The 24691-nt window shown below is 53.0% G+C and carries 27 protein-coding genes and 1 tRNA gene; 25 read left to right on the top strand and 3 right to left on the bottom strand.

Translation table 11 applies throughout. The annotated features are described in order from the left end of the window. The first annotated feature begins 53 nt into the window (after window positions 1-53). The 7 genes from INF30_RS08545 (at window position 54) to INF30_RS08515 (ending at window position 7776) form a co-directional block, all read left to right on the top strand. On the top strand, window positions 54-1346 hold the full coding sequence (locus INF30_RS08545) for an MATE family efflux transporter (protein WP_226394884.1): 1293 nt from the start codon (window positions 54-56) through the stop codon (window positions 1344-1346). Then, complete coding sequence (locus tag INF30_RS08540; protein ID WP_226394883.1) at window positions 1330-2211, top strand: carbohydrate ABC transporter permease; 882 nt, start codon at window positions 1330-1332, stop codon at window positions 2209-2211. The genes INF30_RS08545 and INF30_RS08540 overlap by 17 nt, the downstream gene beginning before the upstream one ends. Before the next feature lie 15 nt (window positions 2212-2226). After that, window positions 2227-3063 (top strand): carbohydrate ABC transporter permease, encoded by an 837-nt coding sequence (locus INF30_RS08535; RefSeq protein ID WP_226394882.1) that lies wholly within the window; start codon window positions 2227-2229, stop codon window positions 3061-3063. Window positions 3064-3138: 75 nt separating this feature from the next. Continuing rightward, window positions 3139-4431 carry an ABC transporter substrate-binding protein gene (locus INF30_RS08530; RefSeq protein ID WP_226394881.1) on the top strand — a complete coding sequence of 431 codons (1293 nt, stop codon included), beginning with the start codon at window positions 3139-3141 and terminating at the stop codon, window positions 4429-4431. A 1-nt stretch (window position 4432) separates the two neighbouring features. Further along, a complete protein-coding gene (locus INF30_RS08525) occupies window positions 4433-5920 on the top strand; it encodes a CehA/McbA family metallohydrolase (RefSeq protein ID WP_226394880.1) in 1488 nt (495 codons plus the stop codon). A 2-nt stretch (window positions 5921-5922) separates the two neighbouring features. Next, window positions 5923-6654 (top strand): HAD family hydrolase, encoded by a 732-nt coding sequence (locus tag INF30_RS08520; RefSeq protein WP_226394879.1) that lies wholly within the window; start codon window positions 5923-5925, stop codon window positions 6652-6654. Between the two features lie 39 nt (window positions 6655-6693). Beyond that, a complete protein-coding gene (locus INF30_RS08515) occupies window positions 6694-7776 on the top strand; it encodes an ABC transporter ATP-binding protein (protein ID WP_226394878.1) in 1083 nt (360 codons plus the stop codon). A 104-nt stretch (window positions 7777-7880) separates the two neighbouring features. Here INF30_RS08515 and INF30_RS08510 read toward each other — a convergent pair whose 3' ends face one another. Then, the gene (locus INF30_RS08510; protein WP_226394877.1) at window positions 7881-8633 is read right to left on the bottom strand and encodes an alpha/beta fold hydrolase; all 753 of its coding nucleotides are present in this window, start codon (window positions 8631-8633) and stop codon (window positions 7881-7883) included. A gap of 366 nt (window positions 8634-8999) precedes the next feature. Between INF30_RS08510 and INF30_RS08505 the strand changes: the two genes are divergently transcribed. After that, window positions 9000-9161 carry a hypothetical protein gene (locus tag INF30_RS08505; RefSeq protein WP_173829265.1) on the top strand — a complete coding sequence of 54 codons (162 nt, stop codon included), beginning with the start codon at window positions 9000-9002 and terminating at the stop codon, window positions 9159-9161. Further along, window positions 9154-9429, top strand: a complete 276-nt coding sequence (locus INF30_RS08500; protein ID WP_226394876.1) for a type II toxin-antitoxin system RelE/ParE family toxin — start codon at window positions 9154-9156, stop codon at window positions 9427-9429. Before INF30_RS08505 ends, INF30_RS08500 begins: the two co-directional genes overlap by 8 nt. 189 nt (window positions 9430-9618) lie before the next feature. On the opposite strand, the gene INF30_RS08495 is transcribed toward INF30_RS08500, so the two are convergent. Next, a tRNA-Leu gene (locus INF30_RS08495) sits at window positions 9619-9701 on the bottom strand. A 186-nt stretch (window positions 9702-9887) separates the two neighbouring features. Here INF30_RS08495 and sdaAB point away from each other — a divergent pair. Continuing rightward, window positions 9888-10562: an L-serine ammonia-lyase, iron-sulfur-dependent subunit beta gene (sdaAB, locus tag INF30_RS08490; protein ID WP_033126995.1), complete on the top strand. Its 675-nt coding sequence runs from the start codon at window positions 9888-9890 to the stop codon at window positions 10560-10562. 15 nt (window positions 10563-10577) lie between these two features. Further along, the gene (gene sdaAA, locus INF30_RS08485) at window positions 10578-11453 is read left to right on the top strand and encodes an L-serine ammonia-lyase, iron-sulfur-dependent, subunit alpha (protein WP_033126996.1); all 876 of its coding nucleotides are present in this window, start codon (window positions 10578-10580) and stop codon (window positions 11451-11453) included. Window positions 11454-11541: 88 nt separating this feature from the next. On the opposite strand, the gene INF30_RS08480 is transcribed toward sdaAA, so the two are convergent. Beyond that, window positions 11542-12456, bottom strand: coding sequence for a DUF368 domain-containing protein (locus INF30_RS08480; protein WP_226394875.1), 915 nt, complete (start codon window positions 12454-12456; stop codon window positions 11542-11544). A 165-nt stretch (window positions 12457-12621) separates the two neighbouring features. Here INF30_RS08480 and INF30_RS08475 point away from each other — a divergent pair, with 165 nt between their 5' ends. The 14 genes from INF30_RS08475 (at window position 12622) to INF30_RS08410 (ending at window position 24689) form a co-directional block, all read left to right on the top strand. Beyond that, window positions 12622-13173 (top strand): class I SAM-dependent methyltransferase, encoded by a 552-nt coding sequence (locus tag INF30_RS08475; RefSeq protein ID WP_226394874.1) that lies wholly within the window; start codon window positions 12622-12624, stop codon window positions 13171-13173. Window positions 13174-13294: 121 nt separating this feature from the next. Continuing rightward, entirely contained in the window at window positions 13295-14260 is a 966-nt protein-coding gene (locus INF30_RS08470) for a beta-ketoacyl-ACP synthase III (protein ID WP_033126998.1), read from the top strand. 78 nt (window positions 14261-14338) lie between these two features. Then, window positions 14339-14563, top strand: coding sequence for an acyl carrier protein (acpP, locus tag INF30_RS08465; protein ID WP_226394873.1), 225 nt, complete (start codon window positions 14339-14341; stop codon window positions 14561-14563). Between the two features lie 16 nt (window positions 14564-14579). Further along, window positions 14580-15566: an enoyl-[acyl-carrier-protein] reductase FabK gene (gene fabK / locus INF30_RS08460; protein WP_076779205.1), complete on the top strand. Its 987-nt coding sequence runs from the start codon at window positions 14580-14582 to the stop codon at window positions 15564-15566. Continuing rightward, window positions 15559-16491: an ACP S-malonyltransferase gene (gene fabD / locus INF30_RS08455; RefSeq protein ID WP_226394872.1), complete on the top strand. Its 933-nt coding sequence runs from the start codon at window positions 15559-15561 to the stop codon at window positions 16489-16491. The genes fabK and fabD overlap by 8 nt, the downstream gene beginning before the upstream one ends. Before the next feature lie 51 nt (window positions 16492-16542). Then, window positions 16543-17283 (top strand): 3-oxoacyl-[acyl-carrier-protein] reductase, encoded by a 741-nt coding sequence (gene fabG / locus INF30_RS08450; RefSeq protein ID WP_076779201.1) that lies wholly within the window; start codon window positions 16543-16545, stop codon window positions 17281-17283. Next, complete coding sequence (gene fabF, locus INF30_RS08445; protein WP_033127020.1) at window positions 17283-18521, top strand: beta-ketoacyl-ACP synthase II; 1239 nt, start codon at window positions 17283-17285, stop codon at window positions 18519-18521. Before fabG ends, fabF begins: the two co-directional genes overlap by 1 nt. A gap of 16 nt (window positions 18522-18537) precedes the next feature. Then, window positions 18538-19008, top strand: coding sequence for an acetyl-CoA carboxylase biotin carboxyl carrier protein (gene accB / locus INF30_RS08440; protein ID WP_226394871.1), 471 nt, complete (start codon window positions 18538-18540; stop codon window positions 19006-19008). 25 nt (window positions 19009-19033) lie between these two features. After that, complete coding sequence (gene fabZ / locus INF30_RS08435) at window positions 19034-19462, top strand: 3-hydroxyacyl-ACP dehydratase FabZ (RefSeq protein ID WP_076779198.1); 429 nt, start codon at window positions 19034-19036, stop codon at window positions 19460-19462. Window positions 19463-19494: 32 nt separating this feature from the next. After that, window positions 19495-20850: an acetyl-CoA carboxylase biotin carboxylase subunit gene (locus INF30_RS08430; protein WP_076781041.1), complete on the top strand. Its 1356-nt coding sequence runs from the start codon at window positions 19495-19497 to the stop codon at window positions 20848-20850. A gap of 2 nt (window positions 20851-20852) precedes the next feature. After that, window positions 20853-22583: an acetyl-CoA carboxylase carboxyltransferase subunit alpha gene (locus INF30_RS08425; protein ID WP_076779195.1), complete on the top strand. Its 1731-nt coding sequence runs from the start codon at window positions 20853-20855 to the stop codon at window positions 22581-22583. Window positions 22584-22592: 9 nt separating this feature from the next. After that, complete coding sequence (locus tag INF30_RS08420; RefSeq protein ID WP_033127006.1) at window positions 22593-23702, top strand: NAD(P)H-dependent flavin oxidoreductase; 1110 nt, start codon at window positions 22593-22595, stop codon at window positions 23700-23702. A gap of 22 nt (window positions 23703-23724) precedes the next feature. After that, window positions 23725-24177, top strand: coding sequence for a MarR family winged helix-turn-helix transcriptional regulator (locus tag INF30_RS08415; protein WP_033127007.1), 453 nt, complete (start codon window positions 23725-23727; stop codon window positions 24175-24177). Window positions 24178-24269: 92 nt separating this feature from the next. After that, window positions 24270-24689, top strand: coding sequence for a PPC domain-containing DNA-binding protein (locus INF30_RS08410; protein ID WP_033127008.1), 420 nt, complete (start codon window positions 24270-24272; stop codon window positions 24687-24689). The last annotated feature ends 2 nt before the right edge of the window (window positions 24690-24691 follow it).

Below are 24691 nucleotides of genomic sequence, written 5' to 3'. Positions count from 1 at the left end.
TTTATAATCCGGGTTGTGTCCGAAAGGACGCAGGAGAAAGGAATAAGAAATCCATGTTCAGACGAATTTTAAAACAGGCTCTCCCGACCATGATCGCATTCACGATGTCAGGCATGTACAGTGTGGTGGACGGACTGTTTGTGGGAAAAGCGGCGGGGGACATCGGACTTGCGGCGATCAATATCGCCTGGCCGATACCGGCAGTGATCACTGCGCTGGGAGTCGGAATCGGAACAGGCGGAAGCGTCCTCTATTCCAATATGATGGGGAAAGGGGACCGGGAAGGCTGCAGGAGAATGTTCAATACCACAGCGACCCTTCTTGTCCTGGCTGGTATTCTCCTGTCACTTTTCCTCTTTCTTGTGAGAGATCCTCTTCTTCAGATCTTAGGGGCGGAAGGTGAGGTGCTGGAAGAGGCACAGAAGTACACAGGCATCATTATCGCGGGAGGCGTGCTCCAGGTATGCGGTACCGGTATCACTCCCATCCTGCGGAACATGAACCTGTCCTTCGCGGCCATGATCAGCATGGTGACCGGATTTGCGGTCAATATCGGAGTCAACTATTATCTGATGTTTCCAATGGGAATGGGGATACGGGGCGCGGCCTGGGGCACGGTGACAGCCCAGCTTGTGGTCCTCGTCATCAGCGTGGCGGTTCTTCTTAAGGCTTACAAAGAGAAAGCCCGTCCGGCTCTGGAGGGAAAGCTGGCCGCAGGGATCTGCCGCAGCGGCGTCACGGCTTTCGGTGTATCCCTGGCTCCCACGGTGGCTCTGATCTTCACCAACTGGCAGTGCCTGCGGTACGGTGGAAACGCGGCGGTAGCCTGCTATGCAGTGATCTCCTATATTGTGTTTCCGGTACAGTACCTTCTCACCGGCATAGGAGACGGCGTGCAGCCGCTGCTCAGCTACTACAACGGAGCAGGAAGGCCTGCGGAGCTGGCACAGGTCAGAAAGACAGCAAGAGTCGGAGCCGGTGTGCTGGGAGTCATCACCATGGCAGCAGTGTTTATCTGTACGCCGCACCTGGCCCGGTGGTTCGGGCTTTCGGATGAGGCGGTTGTATTTTTTGAAACCGGCATGCGGATCAGCGCACTTGCCTTTCTTGTGACAGGATTTGTCAAATTCAATCTGTCCTATCTGAATGCAGTGCTGAAGACGAAGCTGGCCGTGATCCTCACGTTTGCAGAAAGTCTGATCGTCTCGCCGGCGTACCTGTTTCTGCTTCCGGTGGCTGTGGGGATGTCCGGCATATGGATCTCACTGCCCGCAACGGCGGTTACAATGCTTGTGATCTATGGAATTATAAACAGAAAGGAAATGAGTTATGAAAAAAAGGATTAATATCCGAAAGGTGGGAAGTGTGTGGCTGTTTGTCCTGCCGGCACTGATCCCGCTGATCGTGTTCTGGATTTACCCGATACTTCGGTCAGTCTACATCAGTTTTACAGACTGGGATTACATGTCGCCAACATACAATTTTGTATTTCTTGACAACTTTATAGCGCTTTTTAAGGACGACCGTTTCTACGATGCACTGTGGAATACACTTGTATTTACTGTGGGAACCCTGGTTCCCACCATCGTACTGGGACTGCTCCTGGCGCTGCTGATGCAGAAGGCGTTCAAAGGAAGCGGGATCGTGAAGTTTATTCTGTTTTCCCCGTGGATCACGCCTACAGTGGCAATTTCCATTGTGTGGACCTGGATCTATGATCCGGACACCGGAATTGCAAACGCAGTGCTGGAATTTCTGCATCTTCCGGCACTGCAGTGGATAAAAAGTTCCGAGACAGCCATGCTGGCGGTGATCATTGTGACTGTCTGGAAGAGCCTGGGATACGCTATGATCTTCTACCTGTCGGCTCTGGAGAAAGTTCCGGGAGAGCTGTACGAGGCAAGCGGCCTTGACGGGGCGAAGAGCTGGCAGAGATTCCGGGATGTGACGCTGCCGTGTATCTCCCCCACCACATTTTTCCTGGTGATCATTACAATGGTCAGTTCCCTGCAGGCCTATGATCAGATACAGATCCTGACCCAGGGCGGCCCGTCGGGAAGCACAAGGACGCTTCTGTATATGTACTATCAGCTTGGATTTGAGGAATTTAATATGGGACAGGCTACAGCGGTGGCTATTGTCATGATCATTTTGACGGTGCTCCTGTCAGCCATACAGTTCACAGCATCCAAAAAATGGGTCCACTATTAGAAAAGAGGGAAAAATATGAAGATAAAAACAGGAATTCAAAAGACAGGAAAAATCATCATACTTCTTGTGTTCTGCGTGTTTACAGTGTTCCCTTTCATCTGGATGGTGCTGAGTGCGCTGAAGACAAAGGCGGAGGTTATGGATGTGTCTGCCTTCTTCCCGGCGGAATTTCAGTGGCAGAATTTTTATGAAGTCATCTTTAACTCCCCGCTTCTGAAATACGTGGCAAACAGCTTGTATGTATCTGCATTTACACTGCTGATACAGATTGTCACAGGGGCCATGATCGCCTATGCCATCGTGTTTATGAACTTTAAGGGTAAGAAAGTTCTGTTTGCCATTATCATGGGAACCTACATGCTGCCAACGGCGGCTACCTACATTCCCAGCTATATCATCCTGGCAAATGGGGGTCTTCTGAATACATACACAGGACTGATCATCTCCGGATGTGTCAGCATATTCGGCATCTTCCTCCTCCGCCAGGCCTTCATGCAGGTGCCTGCGGGCATGATCGAAGCAGCCAGGATAGACGGGGCAAGCCACTGGCAGATCCTCTGGAGAGTGGTGTGCCCCATGACAAAGTCCTCTTTTATCACCATGGGACTTATGAATTTTATCACCTGTTACAACAACTACATGTGGCCGTCCCTTATCACGGACACAGACGAGAAAATGCTGGTGTCCCAGGGACTTCGGAAGTTCTTTATCGAAGGAGGCGCCTACGGAACCGAGTGGCCCCTTGTTATGGCGGGAAGCGCCATCATTGTCCTGCCGCTTCTGATCCTCTTTGCCTTTACCCAGAAATGGTTTATCAACGGCATCGGCGGAGATACGGGTATGAAGGGCTAGTCCCTCTTACATAGATTATTTTTAACTGAATAAAGGAAAAGTAAAAAAGGAATTGAACAAAAAAGGAGAAATGACATGAAAAAAAGAATTGTATCAGCACTTTTATTATGCGCAATGGCAACCTCTCTTCTGGCTGGCTGCGGCGGTAGCTCCGCTTCTGAGACAACTACCACAGCAGACGGAAAGATCCAGATCGATCTGTGGTATTCCGGAGGAAAGACGGCTGTGAACGTGTTCCAGGAGATCGTTGACGACTTCAACGCATCCCAGGATGAGTACGAGGTGGCCACCACCACACAGGCAGACTACACAGAGACCTACGAGAAGCTCCAGGCGGGGATCGCAGGAAAGAACGCGCCGGATATGGCCCTTCTCGGCACAGACAATTCCAGGAACCTCTCAGAGAAGAACCTGGTGGCAGACATCAATGAGTTTGTGGACGCTGACGACGAGTTCGACAAAGAGGACTACGTTCCGGTCTTCTATGACCAGGGCGTGGACGCGGACGGAAAGCTCTTTGCCCTTCCGGCCTACGGGACCACACAGGTGCTCTACTACAACAAACAGATATTTGCAGACGCAGGGATCGACCCCACCACCATTAAGACATGGCAGGACCTGGAGGCGGCAGCAGAGAAGATCACAACAGACAGCGTGGTTGGATGGGAGCCCATGTGGGGCTACGGGAACCTTGTGGACGCAGCTCTCAGCAACGGAGCTTCTCTCCTCAGCGAGGACGGGGAGACATGTCTGATCAACTCACCAGAGTGGGTAGATGTGTGGGAGAGCTTCCGCCAGTGGATCCACGATGACCAGATCATGAAAGTACATTCCGGCGGACAGGGATGGGAGTACTGGTATACAACCATTGACGATGTGCTCCAGAACAAGGCCGGCGGATACACAGGATCCTCAGGAGACCAGGCAGACCTTGACTTCAGCATTGTGGGAGCCATCGAGCAGCCGGGATTTGGCGACAATCCGTCCGCACCTACAGCAGACGCACTGCAGCTTGTTATGCTGGAGGGATCCTCTGATGAAGAGAAGCAGGGCGTGTATGAATTTATGAAATACTTCACAACACCGGAGAACCAGGCAAAATGGTCCATGGCTACAGGATACGTGGCAGTGCGTGAGTCCACACAGGAAGTGCCGGATTTCAAAGCCTACACAGATGAGAACCCCCATGCACTTGTACCTCTGCAGCAGTCCATGCACGGCACATCAGCCCTTGTAGACCCGACGGGAGGCAAGATCCTTGACGCACTGAAGATCGCGGCAGACCAGGTAGAGCTGGAGAATGTTCCGGCACAGGAGGCGCTGGACGCAGCACAGGAAACAGCACAGGAGGCGCTGGACGCGTTATAAAATGAAAGAGACACTGACATTTACCATCAGCCGCAAAGCGGACAATCTGCACAGGGAACCGTTACAGGTTCCCTGTGATACAGAAAACCTGTATATCCAGGTGGATCTTCCGGATGAGTTCCGGTACATGAGCTTTATCATTGTGGAAGATCCAGACGGCCGCGTCCGGCTGCAGAAGCAGCTTGCCTGGGGAGAACAGAACCTGGGCATCGGGGCAGGACCGGAGGATACCACAATCGGAGGCGTGCCCGGCAGGATCCAGACGGGCACATGGCAGGTAGGACTTGGTATTTTCACAGAATATCTGAATCAGAGACTGGGGGAAAGAGAAGGACAGATCACCATGACAGTGTCCGATGAAAAGGGCGCTGTCTCAGATCCGATGGATACCTGCTGGGTGGATGACGGGCTGGCTATCTCGCCGGAGAAGTACCGCTGGGACAGAATATGTGGAACGAAAAAGCAGTGGTACAAGGGCGATTTCCACACCCATACAAGGCTGTCTGACGGCAAGGAGTCCCTGGAAAGTGCCATGAAGAAGGCACAGGATATGGAGATGGATTTCTACGTGCCGACAGAGCACAACCTGATGCACACAGGATGGTGCAATACATCCCTGTGTATCCTTCCCGGCATAGAAGTGACGACGGACAAAGGACACATGAATCTGTTTGGTATCACAAAGATGCCGGAGCGCATCATGGACATCGTGGCTCACAATGGGGAGGAGATCGTGGATACCTATATGGAGGAGACCATACAGGAGGCCAGAAGAAATCACTGGATCACAAGCATCAATCATCCTTTCCTCACCATCTGGAAATGGCTCTATGAACAGACGGATCTGCGCGACATAGACTGCCTGGAGATCATCAATGATCCCACGTACACAGACGCTCCGGACTCCAACGAGAAGGCGGTGCGCTTTCTGGACGCGCTGTGGCAGGACGGACACAGGATCTACGGCGTGGGAGGCAGCGACTCACACAATCTGGTGGAGGAGCGCTACGAGGGGGCGGATCTTCCGTCTATCCCCGGCGATCCGGCTACATGGGTCTACTGCGGCGATCTGTCACCGGAAAATCTGATGACAGCCGTGAAGGCGGGACATATGTGTGTGACCCGGTTCTGTAAAATGACGCCGGTGATCCATGCGGCAGGAGAAACATTCCTGCCCGGGGACGAACTTCCGGAGGAAGCCAGGACAGTCACCATACAGGCTGTCGTGGAGGGCCTTTCTGAACAGCCGGAGATCTCCCTTGTGAAAAACGGCAGCTTTGAGAAGCTGGAAGTAAAAGAACTGGGAAATGGCGCCTGGGAAGTCCTGGCGGAGACAGACCTGGAAGAAAGGCAGTGGCAGTGGATACGTCTGGAGATCCGCAGCAGCAAAAAGCATCTTCTTGGTTACATGAACCCTGTGTTCAAGGGACAGAAGATATCCAGATATCGCACATTCGGCGAAATAAATAAGATGATGGATGAACCATAAATATGATCAGAGGAATTTTATTTGACAAAGACGGAACCCTGGTGGATTTTTTCTCCCTGTGGCTTAAGGCGGCTCTGGAAGTGACTCCGGCGTTTTTACGAGAAAACAACCTGGACGACAACGCGCAGATGACCGACTATGTGCTGCGGGCCATGGGCGTGGAAGACGGGAAAGTGGATCCCAAAGGTGCGCTTGCCTACAAGTCCTACCAGGAGATCGCGGAAGATATCTGCCGGGCGCTGGAAGAAAAAGGCATTGTCCTGGATACCAGCAGGGTTCAGGAGCAGCTGGAGCGGCTCTTTAACGGGAGTGTCACCAGCGGAGACATCAGCTACAGAGAGCTGACAGATATCGGACAGGTCATGCGGGATCTGAAAGGAAAAGGGATCTGCGTGGGACTTGCCACGGCGGACACCCTGTACTCGGCAGAGAGCTGTCTGAAAAAGCTGGGCACATACCAGGAATTTGACTATGTAGGAGCCGATGACGGTATCCGAAAACCCAAGCCGGAGGCGGATATGTTCCTGGAGTTTCAGAACAAATTTCATCTGAAACCGGAGGAGATCGCCGTGGTGGGAGACACTTACAATGATGTTGTGTTTGCAAAGAACAACGGCGGCATTGCCATTGGAGTCTTAAGCGGCGTCAGCAGCGAGGAAGACTTCCGGGGCGATGCGGACTATATTCTGAATTCCATCCAGGAACTGCCGCAGCTTCTGGAGCGGATGGAATAAATAAAACAGATCAGACACGGATGACAAGGAGGAATAGCTGTGGCTGAAATTCAGTTAAACCATGTTTATAAAAAATTTGATGATGGAGTTACCGCGGTAAAGAATTTTACCCTGGATATACAGGACAGGGATTTCGTGGTCTTTGTAGGACCTTCCGGGTGTGGAAAATCCACCACCCTGCGCATGATTGCCGGTCTGGAGAAGATCTCCGACGGCACTCTTGTGATCGATGGGAAGAAGATGAATGATGTACAGTCCTGCGACAGGGATATAGCCATGGTATTCCAGAATTATGCTCTCTATCCACATATGACAGTGGCGGAGAATATGGCATACAGCCTGAGGCTGAAGCATGTGCCGAAAAAAGAACGCAGACAGAAAGTGGAGGAAGTGGCAAAGATCCTGGGACTGGAAGAGGTGCTGGACAGAAAGCCGGCAGAGCTTTCCGGCGGACAGAAGCAGAGAGTGGCCATGGGGCGCGCCATCGTGCGGCAGCCGAAGGCCTTTCTCATGGATGAGCCTTTGTCCAACCTGGACGCCAAGCTCAGGACCCAGATGAGGAGGGAGATTCAGAAGCTGTACAGGGAACTGAACAGTACATTTATCTACGTGACCCATGACCAGACAGAGGCCATGACGCTGGGGACAAAGATCGTGGTTATGAAAGCCGGCGAGATCCAGCAGATCGCCTCCCCGGAAATGCTGTACAATGAACCGGCCAATGTGTTCGTGGCAGGATTTATCGGCATGCCGCCCATGAATTTCTTCAGAGGCAGATGCCAGATGCGCTATGAGAAGGTCTATGTCAGCACAGCGGGTATGCAGATCGAGCTGCCCCCGGACATGGCTGACCGGGTAAAGAAAAAAAGCGAGCTTGGGAAGGACGTCATTATCGGCGTGCGCCCGGAGGATATGCTGATCGCGGACGAGGGAGTAGAAAGCAAGGTCCGTGTCTATGAGATGCTGGGCTCGGAGACATATCTGTATTTCGATCACGATGGGGGAACTGTGGCAGTCAGAACAGCGGCAGACACTCCCATCCGCAAAGGAGACAGGGTGCACTTCAACTTCCGAAAGGACAAGATCCATCTGTTTGACGCTCAGACAGAGAAGAGAATATAAAATATCACAACAGATAAAAGGAACGAAGCGCCGCTTCATCTTCAGAATACGAGGATGAGGCGGCGCTTTGCGTTCACCTGTACCTGGCAGTGTCAGAAACCAGGTTATCCGTAGATAAATTCAGTTATGACTCTGGCGGAAAGCTCTGCGTTTGTCAAGATGGAAGGGTGCCCGCCTGTCTGAAACATGTGGATAGAACCGTCCTGCACGAGACGGCTCATCTCAAGGTACTCCTCTTCTATATTCCTGCGGCACATAGAGTCCTCTCTGCTTCCCATGAAAAGGATGGGAACCTGCAGCTTCTCAAGGGGCATGCAGAACAGAGGAACACGGTCTGCGGCGCACTTTACAAGCGCCTGTGTGTTGAGCTCCACGATGCTTTCCCAGTCCTCACCCTGGCACCACTGGTAAAACTGCCTGGCAGAAGGATCCTGCATGGCGGCTCTGCGCTCTTTTAACAGGTCTTCTGCGAATGTTTCGTGCAGTGTTCTGCCGTCAAAGCTGTCGGCGATCACTTTTTCTGTCAGATCGGGACGCTTCAGAGCAGTGTTGGCTGCTATCCAGGCCCCTCCGCTTGTGCCAAGAATATTTACTTTCTCGATATGCATATGCTCAATAAGCGCAATGACCTGCTCGGCCTGCGAACTCCAGAGATCTGCGGGAAAATGACTGACTCTGTCTGACTGTCCGTTTCCGAGAAAATCAAGCAGGATCACCCGGAAATTTTCTTGGTACAGTGGTAACAGAAACTCGAACATGACAGAGGAAGCGGTGTCGCCGTGCAGCATGACAAGGGGCTTTCCGTGCCCGGCTTCCTTATAAAAAATCTTTTTTGAATGAAAAGTTAAATAAGACATATTTTCGGCCTCCTGATCATTTGATTTGTTCGACTGACCAGCAAGGCGCAGCAACAAAGGTACACCCTGCTGTTACTTTGCGTTCCAGATCCCCATATAGGCGGCCTCCTTTCTCTGTATTCTGTTTTCATTATACCATGTGGGAGGGGAGATGGGCTATGAAATAGAAGGATGTACCGGGAAAACCTAAATCCTTTCAGCAGCCTGTAGATAGTGGAAAAGAAGAATACTGCACATCGTTTTTGAAGGTAAGCAATCAATATATTTAGGAAAAATTAAGGGATATAATAATAGAATTATATGGAGTAATCGGATATAATGAAATTACGGAAGCAACCAACTTTTCTTGTGGAAGGAGTTGTTAATATGACATCAGCAGAAATGTTAGCCTATGAAAAAGAATTGGAAGAAAATCAGAGAACTGTTCGGCAGATGGTTTTAGACAGCCTGGAAGATGTTAGAGCGGGAAAAGGAAGAGACTTTAACGAATTCTTTGATGAATTGGAGAAAAAGTACCAGAATGTATAAATATCGAATTATCATTGAACCGTTAGCCGAGGAGGATATTATCAGAAATGCAGAGTATATTGCATATGAGAAAAAATCTCCGAAGACAGCCAGAAGCCTGTTAAAAGGACTTAGAAAAGAAATAGGAAGCTTGTCAATTAATCCTCAAAGACACATGTTTGATGAAGATGAGGATTTAGCTAATCTGGAAGTTAGGAAGCATTATTACAAAAATTATAAAATTTTTTATATAGTGGATAAGACAATATTACGTATTGTAAAAGATTAAGAGACCAGTTGCTTGAAAAAGTCGCTGGTTTTTTATATAGAATTACTGGAAAGGATAATATTCTCTCTTTTGCTTCGAAAAAGGACAGCAAAAAGGTAATCAAAGGTAATCAAATCTTACCGGCGTAAAGGCAACAAAAAAAGAACGGAAACCCTTGGAATACCAAGGATTTCCGCTTCTCTCAAAGCATGCGGAGAAAGGGACTTGAACCCTCACAGGATTGCTCCCACTAGAACCTGAATCTAGCGCGTCTGCCATTCCGCCATCTCCGCTCGACAAAAAGTATATTATCATATATCGCTGAGAATTGCAAACATTTTTTTGAAAAATTTAAAAATTTTTCTGAGGTGTCCTGTGGGCGCATATGGTATAATAACTACAGAGCGGTTTTTATACCACATACATGAAGTGAGTAACACTGAGACAGACGAAAAAGGAAGAAAGGAAAGGTAACCAGTATGGCAAGTATTTTCGACATTTTAGGTCCTGTAATGGTAGGGCCGTCCAGTTCCCATACGGCAGGGGCAGTGCGTATCGGGCTTATCGGCAGGCAGCTTCTGGGGAGACAGCCGCAGAAAGCCACCATCTATCTGCACGGTTCTTTTGCGGCGACAGGTGAAGGACATGGAACAGACCGGGCGATTGTGGCAGGGCTTCTGGGGATGAAGCCGGATGACATGCGTATACCGGACAGTTTTAAGATCGCGAAAAAGGAGAAATGTGATTTCACGATCCAGAAGAAAGAGATCCGCGGCGCTCATCCGAATACCGTGCAGATGCTTCTGGAGGCGGGCGATGCCAGTCTTGACATTCAGGCCTGTTCCATAGGAGGCGGACGTATCGTGGTGAGCAAGTTGGACGGTATTGATGTGAATTTCAATGCAGAGAGTAATACGCTGATCGTCCATAACCAGGATCAGCCGGGGCATGTGGCCCAGGTGGCAAATATTTTAAGCCAGAAGAACATCAATATTGCCACCATGCAGCTTTTCCGGGACAAGCGGGGCGGCTATGCGGTCATGGTCATTGAGACGGATCAGATCATCCCGGACAGCGCCATATCGTGGCTGGAGAATCTGGATGGAATCATTAAAGTTACGTTCCTCAATGTGAGCGGAGCAGAAGAAGAATAGGAGGGGCGCAAAGATATGTCATATGGATCAATAGATGCAATCAAGGAAAGATGTAAAAAAGACGGTATTGAGTTCTGGAAGGCCGTGCAGATCGAAGACTGCAATGAGAGGGATGTGTCTGAGGAGAGTTCCTGGAAAGAGATGACCCGCATGTGGCGGATCATGTGTGAGAACGTGGACACATATGAGCCGGACCGTGTTTCCAGAAGCGGCCTTGTGGGGAAAGAAGGCGGCCTCATGGAAGAGTATCAGAAAAAAGGGGATACTCTTTGCGGGGATTTTATGGCAAAGGTTATGACAGTGGCTCTGAAGATGGGCTGCAACAACGCCTGCATGAAGCGTATCATTGCGGCGCCCACAGCCGGGGCCTGCGGTGTTCTTCCGGCTGTGCTCATTCCTTATTTCAAGGAGCATGAAGTGCCGGAGGAGAAGATGGTGGAAGCCATGTACGTGGCGGCCGGTGTGGGACAGGTCATTGCCAACCGGGCGTTCCTTGCCGGTGCGGCGGGCGGATGCCAGGCAGAGATCGGCTCGGGTTCCGCCATGGCGGCGGCAGCCATCTGCCATGTAAAAGGGGCGGATGCGGAGACCATGGGCCATGCGGCGGCTATGGCTCTGAAGAATCTGATGGGCCTTGTGTGTGACCCGGTGGCAGGCCTGGTAGAGGTGCCCTGCGTCAAGAGAAATGTAGGCGGGGCTGTCAATGCCCTGGCGGCGGCTGACATGGCCCTGGCGGGCATCACAAGCCGGATCCCCGTGGATCAGGTTATCGACGCCATGCGGGAAGTGGGCGACAAGATGGATGTGACTCTGCGGGAGACCGGAGCAGGCGGCGTGGCAGCCAGCATCACGGGTGTGGAGATCGCAGAGCGGATCATACAGACGGATTAAAGATAAGCGGACAGTGTCCGGATAAAAAAGCAGAGGCGGCGTTCTCCCGGAAGGGAGGCGCTGCCTCTGCGTTACTGTACAGAGTTTTTTATTCAGCTTTCACCCCGCTGTTGAACTTATCCAGCGCCAGCGCAATCACCACGCCTGCCGCAATGCAGATGATGTTGACAATGGCGGAACCCGGTGTGGCAAAGCTGGACACAGGGATGATCATGACCGTGGCCGCGATGACAATGCCGATAATGCCGTGGAAGGCAAGAGAGTAGTAATTTTCAAACAATGTGTTGACGGCTTTGGCCAGCAGGATGACTGTGACGACTGCTCCGATGCCTCCTGGTACAAGGACATTCATGTCAAAGTGTCCGATGCCGTCCACAAAGGGTGTGTAAAGCCCCAGAGGCATCAGCAGGGTGGAAAAGCTCATGCCGGGAGCAATAATGCTCAGAGCCAGGCAGAAGCCGCAGAACAGATACCAGACGAAGCCCGGAGTTACTTCTATAGAGTTCATCTGCAGGCCCATAAGCAGGGCAAAGATCACGCACATGCAGACGACAAGAGAGATCCAGGAACCTTTGCTGCGCCCCTGTTCGCCCGCCTCCCGGAAGAGAGAGGGGAGCATGCCCGCGATCAGACCGATAAAGAGGCAGACGGAAGGATCCGGGTATCTGTTTAAGAAAAAGGACAGGATATTGGCCACACCCAGGAAACCAATGGCGACTCCGATAAGTACTGGGATCAGCTTTGGAACATGGGTCTTAAAGTTCCTGACCGGACTGGACAAAAGCTCCATGATAGGTTTATAGATGCCGAAGACCACGCACAGGACGCCTCCGGAGATGCCCGGGAGGACGGCTCCAAGTCCGATCAGAGCTCCCTGGATAATGCGGAATAGAAACTGTACAGGTGACATTTTGCTGTTCTGTTTTTTGTTCATATAAATCAAAAATCCTTTCTTATGGTGCGCCGCATCCTGCAGCGCGGTGAGTTTCTTTACTACTTCCATATTTGACAGACCCTATATTTATACTATTATTTCGATTATTTTTCAAGTATATCCGTTCGGCAAAAAGTCTTCTGTGGAAACCGGGTTGTAAAGGGCCGCAACTTCTGCTATCGTTGCCATGGAGACATTTTCCCGTGAAGGGAGAAGAAGACGGAGGAAAAAGTTATGGGAAATATATATGATGATCCGGTGTTCTTTGATGCCTACGCACAGATGGACAGAAGCCGGAAAGGGCTTGAGGGAGCCGGGGAGTGGCATCAGCTGGTGCGGCTTTTCCCGGACATGGAAGGAAAGCATGTACTGGATCTGGGATGCGGATACGGCTGGCACAGTAAATATGCGGCGGAAAATGGGGCCGGGGCAGTGACGGCCATAGACCAGAGCAGCCGCATGATCGGGGAGGCCGGGAAGCGAAATGCAGACGGCAGGATCACTTACAGGGTCTGTGCCCTGGAGGACTATGAGTATCCGGAAGAGACCTTTGACCTTGTGGTGTCCAACCTGGTGCTCCACTACGCGGAAGATCTGAATGGCATATACAGGAAGGTATATCGGACACTGAAAAAGGGAGGCGACTTCCTTATGAATATTGAACACCCTGTGTTTACCGGCAGTGTCATGGAGGAGGCGTATCCGGACCCGGCCATGCTGGATCTGCCGGGCATGAAAGACGAGATGCGCCGACCCATGATGCTTTTTGTGAAGGCAAAGAAATAGCGCAAAACTCTTGACAGAAGCCATGTGCTGCTATATACTTTGAAAGTCAAAATATTTCAGAATAAAAATATTTGAAGCATCGAAATAATAATAGAAATAAAGAAACGAGGAAGCAAAGAACATGACCGGAGTGATATGCGGTACAGGCTCAAGTGTGCCTGTACATACGATGGATAACAATGATATTGCCCAGCTTGTGGAGACCAGCGACGAGTGGATCCAGGAGAGAACCGGAGTGGTACGGCGCCACATCATCACTGAGGAGACGACAGTGTCCATGGCCGCCGATGCAGCCAGAAAAGCGCTGGAGAACAGCGGCACTGCTCCGGAGGAAGTGGATCTGATCCTTGTGTCCACCATCTCCTCCAACGTGATCCTGCCCTGCGCGGCCTGCGAGGTGCAAAAAGAGATTGGCGCTGTGAACGCCACCTGCTACGACATGAGCGCGGCCTGCACCGGCTTTGTGCTGGGCTACAGCTCCGCTCTGGCCTATCTGGCCTCCGGCATGTACAGCACCATCCTTGTGATCGGGAGCGAGAGCCTGTCCAATCTGACAAACTGGAAGGACAGAGGCACATGTATCCTCTTTGGAGACGGCGCCGGCGCCGCGGTGGTGAAAGCCGGGGAGGGAACCTTCTACTATCCGGTGACCCACTCGGAGGGAGCCAAGGGCGAGGCCCTGACATGTACCAGCCGCTACAACCGGAACTGGGAGAGCATCCCGGAGGAGGAGATGCTTATGCAGATGGACGGCCGTGGCGTGTTCAAATTTGCTGTGAAGAAGGTGCCGGAAGTGATCGGCGAGGTCCTTGAGAAAAACGGCCTTACAAAGGAGGATATCGACCTGTATGTACTCCACCAGGCCAACAGAAGGATCGTGGAGTCCGTGGCAAAGCGGATGGAGGAACCCATCGAAAAATTCCCCATGAACCTGCAGGAGTACGGCAACACGTCTTCTGCCAGCATCCCTATCCTGCTGGATGAGCTGAACCGGGATGGAAGGCTGAAGAAGGGGCAAAGAATTGTGATCGCCGGATTTGGAGCCGGCCTGTCCTGGGGGGCAGCAGTCATAGACTGGACAAAATAAGCGTGCAGCGCCGCAAAAGCGCGGCGATGGCATAGATAAAATCAAAGTAAAAAGGTAAAAGAAAAGGAGAACAAGACAATGCTGGAAAAGATCAAAGAAATGGTAGCAGAATCATTAGGAGTAGATGCGGGAACGATCACAGAGGAGACTTCCTTCAAGGATGATCTTGGCGCTGACTCTCTGGACCTGTTTGAGCTTGTAATGGCTCTGGAGGAAGAGTACGATGTGGAGATCCCCACAGAGGATCTGGAGCAGATCGCTACAGTAGGCGACGTGATTTCCTACATCGAGTCCCACAAATAGATCAGATAAGCAGTATATATTTCATCAGAATAAAAAGACGAAAAAAGAAAAAGAGGTTGTCAATATGAAAACAGAAGTAACGGAATTACTGGGAATTGAATATCCGATTATCCAGGGCGGTATGGCCTGGGTCGCTGAATATCACTTGGCAGCCGGCGTATCAAATGCCGGTGGGCTTGGACTGATAGGAGCAGCAAGCGCTCCGGCAGACTGGGTGCGCGAACAGATCAGAGAAGCAAAAAAACTGACAGATAAGCCTTTCGGCGTCAACATCATGCTGATGAGCCCGTACGCGGACGACGTTGCGAAGGTGATCGTGGAAGAAGGCGTAAAGGTGGTCACCACCGGAGCCGGAAGCCCGGAGAAATACATGAAGATGTGGAAGGAAGCAGGCGTAAAAGTCATCCCTGTTGTCGCCTCCGTTGCACTTGCAAAGCGCATGGAGCGCTGCGGCGCTGACGCGGTTGTCGCAGAAGGGACAGAAGCCGGCGGACACATCGGAGAAAATACGACCATGGTCCTGGTACCCCAGGTGGTGGATGCGGTAAACATTCCGGTCATCGCCGCAGGCGGTATCGCTGACGGAAGAGGCATTGCCGCAGCGTTCATGCTGGGCGCAAAGGGCGTGCAGATGGGCACACACTTTGTTGTCACAGATGAGTCCCAGGTACATGAAAATTACAAAGAACGCATCATCAAGGCAAAAGATATCGACTCCCGTGTCACAGGCCGCACCACAGGACATCCGGTGCGCGCGCTGAGAAACGACATGACAAAGAAATATCTGGAGCTGGAAAATAAAGGCGCAGGCTTTGAGGAGCTGGAGCTTCTGACACTGGGCGGCCTTCGCAAGGCAGTTGTGGAGGGCGACGTGAAAAACGGAAGCGTCATGGCAGGACAGATCGCCGGCATGGTGAAAGAGAGAATGTCCTGCAAGGAGCTGATCGACAAGCTGGTAAGCGAGACAGATGCACTGATCAAAGGAGCGGGCTTTTATGAGTAAGATTGCATTTATTTATCCCGGCCAGGGCGCGCAGAAATGCGGCATGGGCCAGGATTTCTACGAGAACAGCGCTTCCGCGAAGGCTGTGTACGACATGGCTTCAGAGGTGCTGAAAGATAACATGGACATTGACATGAAAGATCTGTGCTTTCATGAGAACGATAAATTGGACCTTACAGAGTACACACAGGCAGCCCTTGTGACCACCTGTCTGGCCATGACAAAGCCGCTTGTCGAGGCGGGGATCCGCCCGGATGTGACAGCAGGCTTAAGTCTTGGCGAGTACTGTGCCATTGCGGCGGCAGGCGGCATGAAGGACGAGGATGCCATCCGCCTTGTGAGAAAAAGAGGCCTTCTCATGCAGAACACGGTTCCTGCAGGGGAGGGTGCCATGTGCGCCATCATGGGCATGACCGGCGAAGAGATCGAGGCAGTCACTGACGGCATGGAAGGCGTGTCTGTTGCCAACTACAACTGCCCGGGGCAGATCGTTATTACCGGGGAGACAAAGGCAGTGGAGGCTGCGGCAGAAAAGCTGAAAGAAGCAGGAGCCAAAAGGGCGGTCATGCTGAATGTCAGCGGACCTTTCCACTCCCCCATGCTGAAGAAGGCCGGGGAGGAGCTGGCGCAGGTGCTGGAGGGCGTGGAGCTGTCCCAGCTTAACGTGCCTTATGTGACAAACGTGACAGCGCAGCAGGTGACAGACATCAGCCAGACAAAAGAGCTTCTGGCAGAGCAGGTCAGCTCCTCCGTGCGCTGGCAGCAGAGCATGGAAAATCTCATCGCGGACGGCGTGGACACGTTCATTGAGATCGGGCCGGGCAGAACCCTTGCCGGTTTCATGAGAAAGATCAGCCGCGATGTGACGGTTTACAACGTAGGCACATGGGCCGATGTGGAGAAAGTGGCGGAAAGTCTGAAATAAAGTCGAAAAGCAAAAAGGAGGCAGGGGCGGTTAACCGTCCTGTACGAGAAAATGTTAGATGGAAAGATTGCAGTAGTAACAGGAGCTTCCCGAGGGATCGGAAGGGCCATCGCCCTGGAACTGGCTTCCCGGGGAGCCTTCGTGGTAGTCAACTACAACGGTTCAAAGGACCGGGCGGAGGAAGTGAAAAAAGAGATCGAGGCAGCCGGAGGAAAAGCGGAAGTCTATCAGTGCAATGTATCTGATTTTGAAAAATGCCAGGCATTTATCCAGGATGTCATCAAAACATACGGAAGACTGGATATTCTTGTCAACAATGCGGGCATCACAAGAGACGGACTTCTGATGAAGATGTCTGAGGCGGACTTTGACAGCGTCATCGAGACCAACCTTAAGGGCACTTTCAACACCATCCGCTTCGCGTCCAGACAGATGCTGAAGCAGAGAAGCGGCCGCATCATCAATATGTCCTCTGTTGTGGGCATTGCAGGCAATGCGGGACAGGCCAATTACGCCTCCTCCAAGGCGGGCGTTATCGGCCTTACAAAAGCCGTGGCAAGAGAGCTGGCTTCCAGGGGCATCACGGTGAACGCCATTGCTCCCGGATTTATCGAGACAGAGATGACGGAGGTCCTCTCCGACGCAGTGAAAGAGGCGTCTGTGGCCCAGATCCCTCTTGGAAGATTCGGAAAGCCGGAGGATATCGCAAAGACAGCGGCCTTCCTGGCTTCTGACGATGCAGGCTATATTACAGGACAGGTGATCCAGGTAGACGGAGGAATGGCGATATGATGAAGAGAAGAGTAGTTGTGACAGGGCTTGGGGCCATCACCCCCCTGGGAAATACAGTTCCCGAGTTCTGGGCGGGCGTAAAGGAAGGAAAGGTGGGCATCGCGCCTATCACGAAGTTTGATACCACTGAATATAAAGTAAAACTGGCGGCAGAAGTCAAAGATTTTGTGGCAAAAGACCGGATGGATTTCAAGGCTGCAAGAAGGATGGAGGCTTTCTCACAGTACGCTGTGGCGGCTGCAAAGGAAGCTTTCGACGACGCAGGCATTGACATGGAGAAGGAGGACTCCTTCCGGGCCGGCGTCATCATCGGCTCCGGTATCGGAAGCCTGCAGCAGGTGGAGTCCAGCTACGAGAAGATCAAGACAAAAGGCCCTAACAAGGTAAACCCGCTGATGGTGCCCCTTATGATCTGCAACATGGCGGCAGGAAATGTTTCCATCCAGCTTGGCCTGCGGGGAAAATGCTCCAATGTGGTGACAGCCTGTGCCACAGGAACCCACTGTATCGGAGACGCCTTCCGGGCTATCCAGTATGGTGACGCGGACATTATGCTTGCAGGGGGAACAGAGAGCGCTATCTGCCCCACAGGAGTGGCAGGATTTACCGCCCTCACCGCCCTTTCCACCAACCCGGATCCGGCCACGGCATCCCGCCCCTTTGACAAAGACAGAGACGGCTTTGTCATGGGTGAAGGAGCAGGCGTGGTTGTTCTGGAGGAACTGGAACACGCAAAGGCAAGAGGAGCAAAGATCTACGCGGAGGTAGTGGGATACGGCGCCACAGGAGACGCTTACCACATCACTTCACCGGCAGAGGACGGCGCAGGTGCTGCCAAGGCCATGGAGCTTGCCATGGAGGAGGCGGAAGTTTCACCTTCCCAGGTAGAGTACATCAATGCCCACGGCACAAGTACACACCACAATGACCTCTTCGAGACAAGAGCCATCAAGAAGGCTTTCGGCGACGCGGCAAAAGACGTAGTCATCAACTCCACAAAATCCATGATCGGCCATCTCTTAGGTGCAGCCGGCGGCGTGGAGTTCATCACTCTTGTGAAATCCGTGGAGGAAGGGTTTATCCACCAGACCATGGGAACCGTGGAGACAGACGAGGACTGTGACCTTAACTATGCGGTAGGCGCTCCGGTGGAGAAGGAGATCCACTACGCCATGACCAACTCTCTTGGCTTTGGCGGACACAACGCAACCGTGCTGATCAAGAAATACGAAGAATAAAAAGAGGTGCGAGATCATGGAATTTGAGAACCTGTTAAAACTCATCCAGGCAGTCTCCGACTCAGAGCTGACCGGACTGAAATACGAAGAAAAGGGCGTAAAGCTCCATCTGACAAAAGAAAAAGAGACCATCGTCACAGCCCTGCAGGCGGCGGAGAGTACTGTGGCGGTTCCGGCCGCGCAGGCAGCAGCTCCCGCAGCGGCTGCACAGGCTGACAAGGCAGCAGAAGAGAAGACATCTGCAGAGCCCTCCGGCAAGATCGTGAAGAGCCCCCTGGTGGGAACATTCTACGCAGCTCCGGCAGAGGATGCGGATCCTTACGTGTCTGTGGGAGACACGGTGAAAAAAGGCCAGGTCATGGCCATCGTGGAAGCCATGAAGCTGATGAACGAGATCGAGAGCGACTTTGACGGGACAGTGGAGGAGATCTACGTGGAAAACGGCCAGGCCGTGGAGTACGGACAGCCTCTGTTCCGCCTTTCATAGGAAATACAGGAAGGAGACAAAGAGCATGAAGCATTTGGATATCAACCAGATCAAGGAGATCATTCCCCACCGCCATCCCTTCCTCCTTGTGGACTACATCGAGGACTATGAGCCGGGACAGTTTGCGGTAGGTTATAAATGCGTCACATACAGGGAAGATTTCTTCAAGGGACATTTTCCCCAGGAGCCGGTAATGCCCGGTGTGCTGACGGTGGAGGCGCTGGCCCAGGTAGGGGCTGTGGCCATCCTGAGCAAAGAGGAGAACAAAGGAAAGATCGCCTACTTCGGCGGCATCAATAAATGCAAGTTTAAAGGAAAGATCGTGCCGGGAGATAAAGTAAAGCTGGAGACAAAGATCATCAAGGCCAAAGGGCCTATGGGGATCGGAGAGGCCACTGCCAGCGTGGACGGCAAAGTGGTAGTCAGCGCGGAGCTGACCTTTATGGTAGGCTAGACTGACAGGAGGATGAAAGAGAAATGAGCCAGATGATTAAGAAAGTATTGATCGCCAACCGGGGCGAGATCGCGGTCCGCATTATCCGGGCCTGCCGGGAGATGGGGATTGAGACCGTGGCCGTCTACTCGGAGGCAGACAGGGACGCCCTCCACACACAGCTTGCGGACGAGGCCATCTGCATTGGCCCGGCGCCCTCCACGGAGAGCTATCTGAGCATGGACCGGATCATCAGCGCCACCATCATTTCCGGCGCCGATGCCATCCATCCGGGATTTGGCTTTCTCTCTGAGAACAGCCGGTTTGCGGAGCTGTGCGAGCAGTGCAACATCACCTTTATCGGCCCCGGATCGGACGTCATTGCCCGGCTGGGAAACAAGCAGGAGGCAAGAAACACCATGGTGGCTGCCGGAGTACCGGTGATCCCGGGCAGCAAAGAGCCTGTGTACGATGCAAAAGAGGGGGCGAAGATCGCGGAGGAGATCGGCTACCCGGTGATCGTGAAGGCGGCTCTTGGAGGCGGCGGAAAAGGCATGCGCGTGGCGCAGACGCCGGAGGAGTTTGAGAGCAGCTTCCAGACAGCCCAGAAAGAGACGCAGATGGCGTTTGGCGACAATACCATGTACATCGAGCACTTTGTACAGCATCCCCGCCATATTGAGTTCCAGATCCTGGCGGACAGCCATGGCCATGTGATCCACTTGGGAGAGAGGGACTGTTCCATCCAGAGGAACCACCAGAAGATGATCGAGGAGTCCCCTTCCGTGGCTATCTCAGAGGAGCTCCGCCGGAAAATGGGGGAGGCTGCCGTGAAGGCGGCGAAGGCAGCCGGGTATGTGAATGCGGGGACCATTGAGTTCCTTCTGGAGAAGAACGGGAACTTTTACTTTATGGAGATGAACACCCGTATCCAGGTGGAGCACCCGGTGACCGAGTGGGTGACAGGCATCGACCTTATCAAGGAGCAGATCCGCATCGCCTCCGGAAGGGAGCTCTCCTACCGGCAGGAGGATGTGCATCTTACCGGCCATGCCATTGAGTGCAGGATCAATGCGGAGAACCCGGAGAAAGGCTTCCGGCCTTCACCGGGAACCATCACCGACATGTATCTGCCGGGAGGCAAGGGGATCCGGATCGACTCCGCCATCTACAGCGGCTACACCATACCCCCCTACTATGACTCCATGATCGCCAAGCTGATCGTGTGGGCTAAGAACAGGGACGAGGCCATCCGCAAGATGAGAAGCGCTCTGGGAGAAGTCATCATTGAGGGCATTGACACCAACGTGGACTACCAGTACGGGATACTGGAAAATCCGGACTACATTGCCGGAAACATAGACATCGAATTCATCGAAGAGCTTGAAAGAGCCCGGAAAGAAGCGTAAAAATGAAGTTAGAAAATATGTTTAAAAAGACAAGAGCTGTCTCGGGGAGAAAGGGATACATCTCCCTGCGGGAGAGGCGGCCGGAGGTGCCGGAGGGCCTGCTGCGCAAGTGCAACAAATGCGGCAGCGCCATCATTGCCGAGGACGTAAAGAGAGGCTACTATATCTGCCCGAAATGCGGAGGCTACTTCCGCGTCCATGCGTACCGGCGCATCGAGATGATTGCCGACGACGGTACTTTTGAGGAGTGGGACAAGGAGCTTGTGGGAGAAAATCCCATGGACTATAAAGGATATCCGGAGAAGCTGGCAGCCGTGCAGGAGAAGACGAATCTCACCGAGGCGGTTGTGACAGGAAAGGCGGAGATCAACGGCATGGAGACTGTCATCGGTGTCTGCGACGGCCGCTTCCTCATGTCCAGCATGGGGGAAGCTGTAGGCGAGAAGATCGCCAGGGCTGTGGAGCGGGCCACCAAAGAGCGGCTTCCGGTGATCCTTTTTGCCTGTTCCGGCGGGGCCAGGATGCAGGAGGGGATCACCTCCCTTATGCAGATGGCAAAGACTTCCGCGGCTCTGAAGCGGCACAGCGATGCGGGACTTCTCTATATTTCCGTTCTGACAGACCCCACCACAGGCGGTGTGACGGCCAGCTTTGCCATGCTGGGAGATGTGATCCTGGCAGAGCCCAAGGCCCTCATCGGTTTTGCAGGCCCCAGGGTCATTGAGCAGACCATCGGACAGAAACTGCCCAAGGGCTTTCAGAGATCCGAGTTCCTGCTGGAGCACGGTTTCATTGACCGGATCGTGGAGAGGGAAGAACTGAAGACGGTTCTCTCCGAGATCCTGCAGATGCACCAGGAGAGCGGCAGGACGTATAAGAGAGGAGCTGCTTCTGAACGGGACGCTGCCTTGGAAGAGCAGATGGAGGCTCTGGCAGCTCCGGAAGAAGAGGAGCTGTCAGCCTGGGAGCGGGTGCAGATCTCCCGGATGAAGGACCGCCCGGTGGGATCGGACTACATCCAGACGCTGTTTACTGATTTCATGGAGTTCCACGGCGATCGGTATTTTGCAGATGACAAAGCCATCATAGGCGGCATTGCCAGATTTCACGGCCGTCCGGTGACTGTCATTGCCCAGGCCAAAGGAACCAGCACAAAGGAAAACATTGAGCGCAACTTCGGCATGCCTTCTCCGGACGGATACCGCAAGGCGCTGCGGCTGATGAAGCAGGCGGAGAAATTCGGCCGCCCGGTGATCTGTTTTGTGGACACCCCGGGAGCTTTCTGCGGCCTGGAAGCTGAGGAGAGAGGCCAGGGAGAGGCCATTGCCAGAAACATCTATGAGATGTCGGGACTGAAGGTGCCGGTGCTCTCTGTCATCATCGGAGAGGGAGGCAGCGGAGGAGCCCTTGCCATGGCTACTGCGGACGAGGTGTGGATGCTGGAGAATTCCGTGTATTCCATCCTCTCCCCGGAAGGATTTGCCAGCATCCTGTGGAAGGACAGCACAAAGGCAAAAGAGGCGGCAGAGGTTATGAAGCTGACAGCCAGGGATCTTTATAAGGCGGGCATTGTGGAGAAGGTCATTCCGGAACCTGCCCACTATACAGTGCTGAACCTGGAGGAAGTGACAGACAGGCTCTCGGAGGGCATGGACCGCTTCCTTGAAACATATGAAAGCATGTCGGCAGAAGAGCTGACCCAGAGGCGGTACGAGCGTTTCCGCCGGATGTAGGAGATCTGTATGGAAAGAAAACCATTGAAAGTGGGCGAAAAGGAGGCCAGGCTGCCTCTGATCCAGGGCGGTATGGGCGTGGGCATCAGCCTGGGAGGCCTGGCCGGAGCCGTGGCAGCAGAGGGCGGCGTGGGGCTTATCTCCACCGCCCAGATCGGCTTTCGGGAGCAGGATTTTGACCGGGACTCCCTGGGGGCCAATCTGCGGGCTTTGAAAAAGGAATTTGACAGGGCCCGGGCCATCTCGCCCCAGGGCGTCATCGGCTTTAACATCATGGTGGCCAGCAGGTGCTATGAGGCCTACGTGAAAGCTGCCGTGGAGGCAGGCGCGGACATCATCGTCTCCGGCGCCGGACTTCCCATGGATCTGCCAAAAGAGGCCGCCTGCGCCGCCAGGGAGGCGGGCAGAAAGAGGGAACCTGCGCTGGCGCCTATTGTCTCCACAGAGAAAGCGGCCCGGGTGATCCTGCGGTACTGGGATAAGAAGTACAGCAGGGTACCGGATCTTCTGGTGGTGGAGGGACCTCTTGCAGGGGGGCATCTTGGATTTAGCGGGGAGCAGCTGGAAGCATTCCGGAGGGAGTCCGGGCAGGGAGACGGGGACATCTCGCTGGCCTACGAAGAAGAGATCCAGGCCATCCTTCAGACGGTCCGTTCCTTTGAGGAGAAATACGGGCGGAAGATCCCTGTGGCTCTTGCAGGGGGCATCGACAACCGGGAGAAGGCGCAGAAAGCCTTCTCGCTGGGGGCGGACGCCATCCAGGTGGCCAGCCGTTTTGTCACCACAGAGGAATGCGACGCAGACATCCGGTACAAGGAGGCATACATCCGTGCCGGCAAAGAGGACATCGTGATCGTGAAGAGCCCGGTGGGCATGCCGGGGCGGGCCATCCGGAACCGCTTTATGGAGCGGGTCATGGGAGGGGAGCAGATCCCCCACAGCCCCTGTCACAAATGTCTTCACACCTGCAATCCGGCAAAAATTCCCTACTGCATCACAGACGCCCTTATCTGTGCTGCCAAAGGAGAGGTGGAGGACGCCCTTCTCTTTTGCGGCGCTAACGCCTGGAAGGCAGACAGGATAGAGACAGTGAGGGAAGTCATAGAGTCACTTCTGTAAGATCATAGAAAGGAAAATGTTCATGGAGGATGCATACAGGGCCATCAACGATATTCTTGTCAATCTGTTCCACGAGATATGGGAACTGGAGGAGAAGGCCATCATAACAGAGGAATTTAAAGATCTGACAAACAATGATATGCACGTCATTGAGGCCATCGGCCTGGGCGAGGGGAACAATATGTCCTCCATCGCCAGAAAACTGAATATCACCGTGGGCTCTCTTACGACAGCCATGAACAGCCTTGTGAACAAAGCCTACGTGGAGCGCCGCCGCAGCGAGAAGGACCGGCGGGTGGTCTACGTCAGACTGACAGAGAAGGGGATCAAAGCCTTCCATCACCACGAGGACTATCACCGGCAGATGACCCAGGCGATCCTGGACAAACTGACGGAGGATGAGATCCCTGTTCTTGTAAAGACACTGGAAGGACTGTCCGAATTTTTCAAAGGGTACAGTCAGAAAGTAAGATAGAGGAACACAGCGGGAGAAAGAGTATCGAGGGGTACTCTTTCTCCTTTTTGCATGATACAATGGATGTAGTGAAAGTGAAAGGAGGGCTCACTGTGGAATACAGGAGATTTGACAATACGATTGTTGCAAGAATTGACAAGGGAGAGGAAATCCTGGACCAGGTAAAAGAGATTGCTCTGAAAGAGGAGATAAAGCTGGCCTCCATCCAGGCGCTTGGAGCCATCAGCCAGTTTACAGCAGGTGTTTTTAAGACGGAGGAAAAGAAATACCTGGCCAATGAATTTGAGGGCAGCTTTGAGATCGTGTCACTGACAGGCACCATCAGCACCATGGACGGGGAATTTTACGCGCATCTGCATATAAGCGCCGGAAATGAAAAAGGGGAAGTCTTTGGGGGACATCTGAACCGGGCGGTGGTCAGCGCCACCTGTGAGATGGTCATCACGGTGATACCGGGCGTGGTGGACCGGCGCTACAGCGAGGAGATCGGATTAAATTTATTTCAGTTTTAAGA

The organism is Claveliimonas monacensis (genome assembly GCF_014982975.1).
Taxonomy (GTDB): Bacteria; Bacillota; Clostridia; order Lachnospirales; family Lachnospiraceae; genus Claveliimonas; species Claveliimonas monacensis.
The sequence above is the reverse complement of the archived record's forward strand: the minus strand, read 5'-3'. Positions and strand labels throughout refer to the sequence as shown.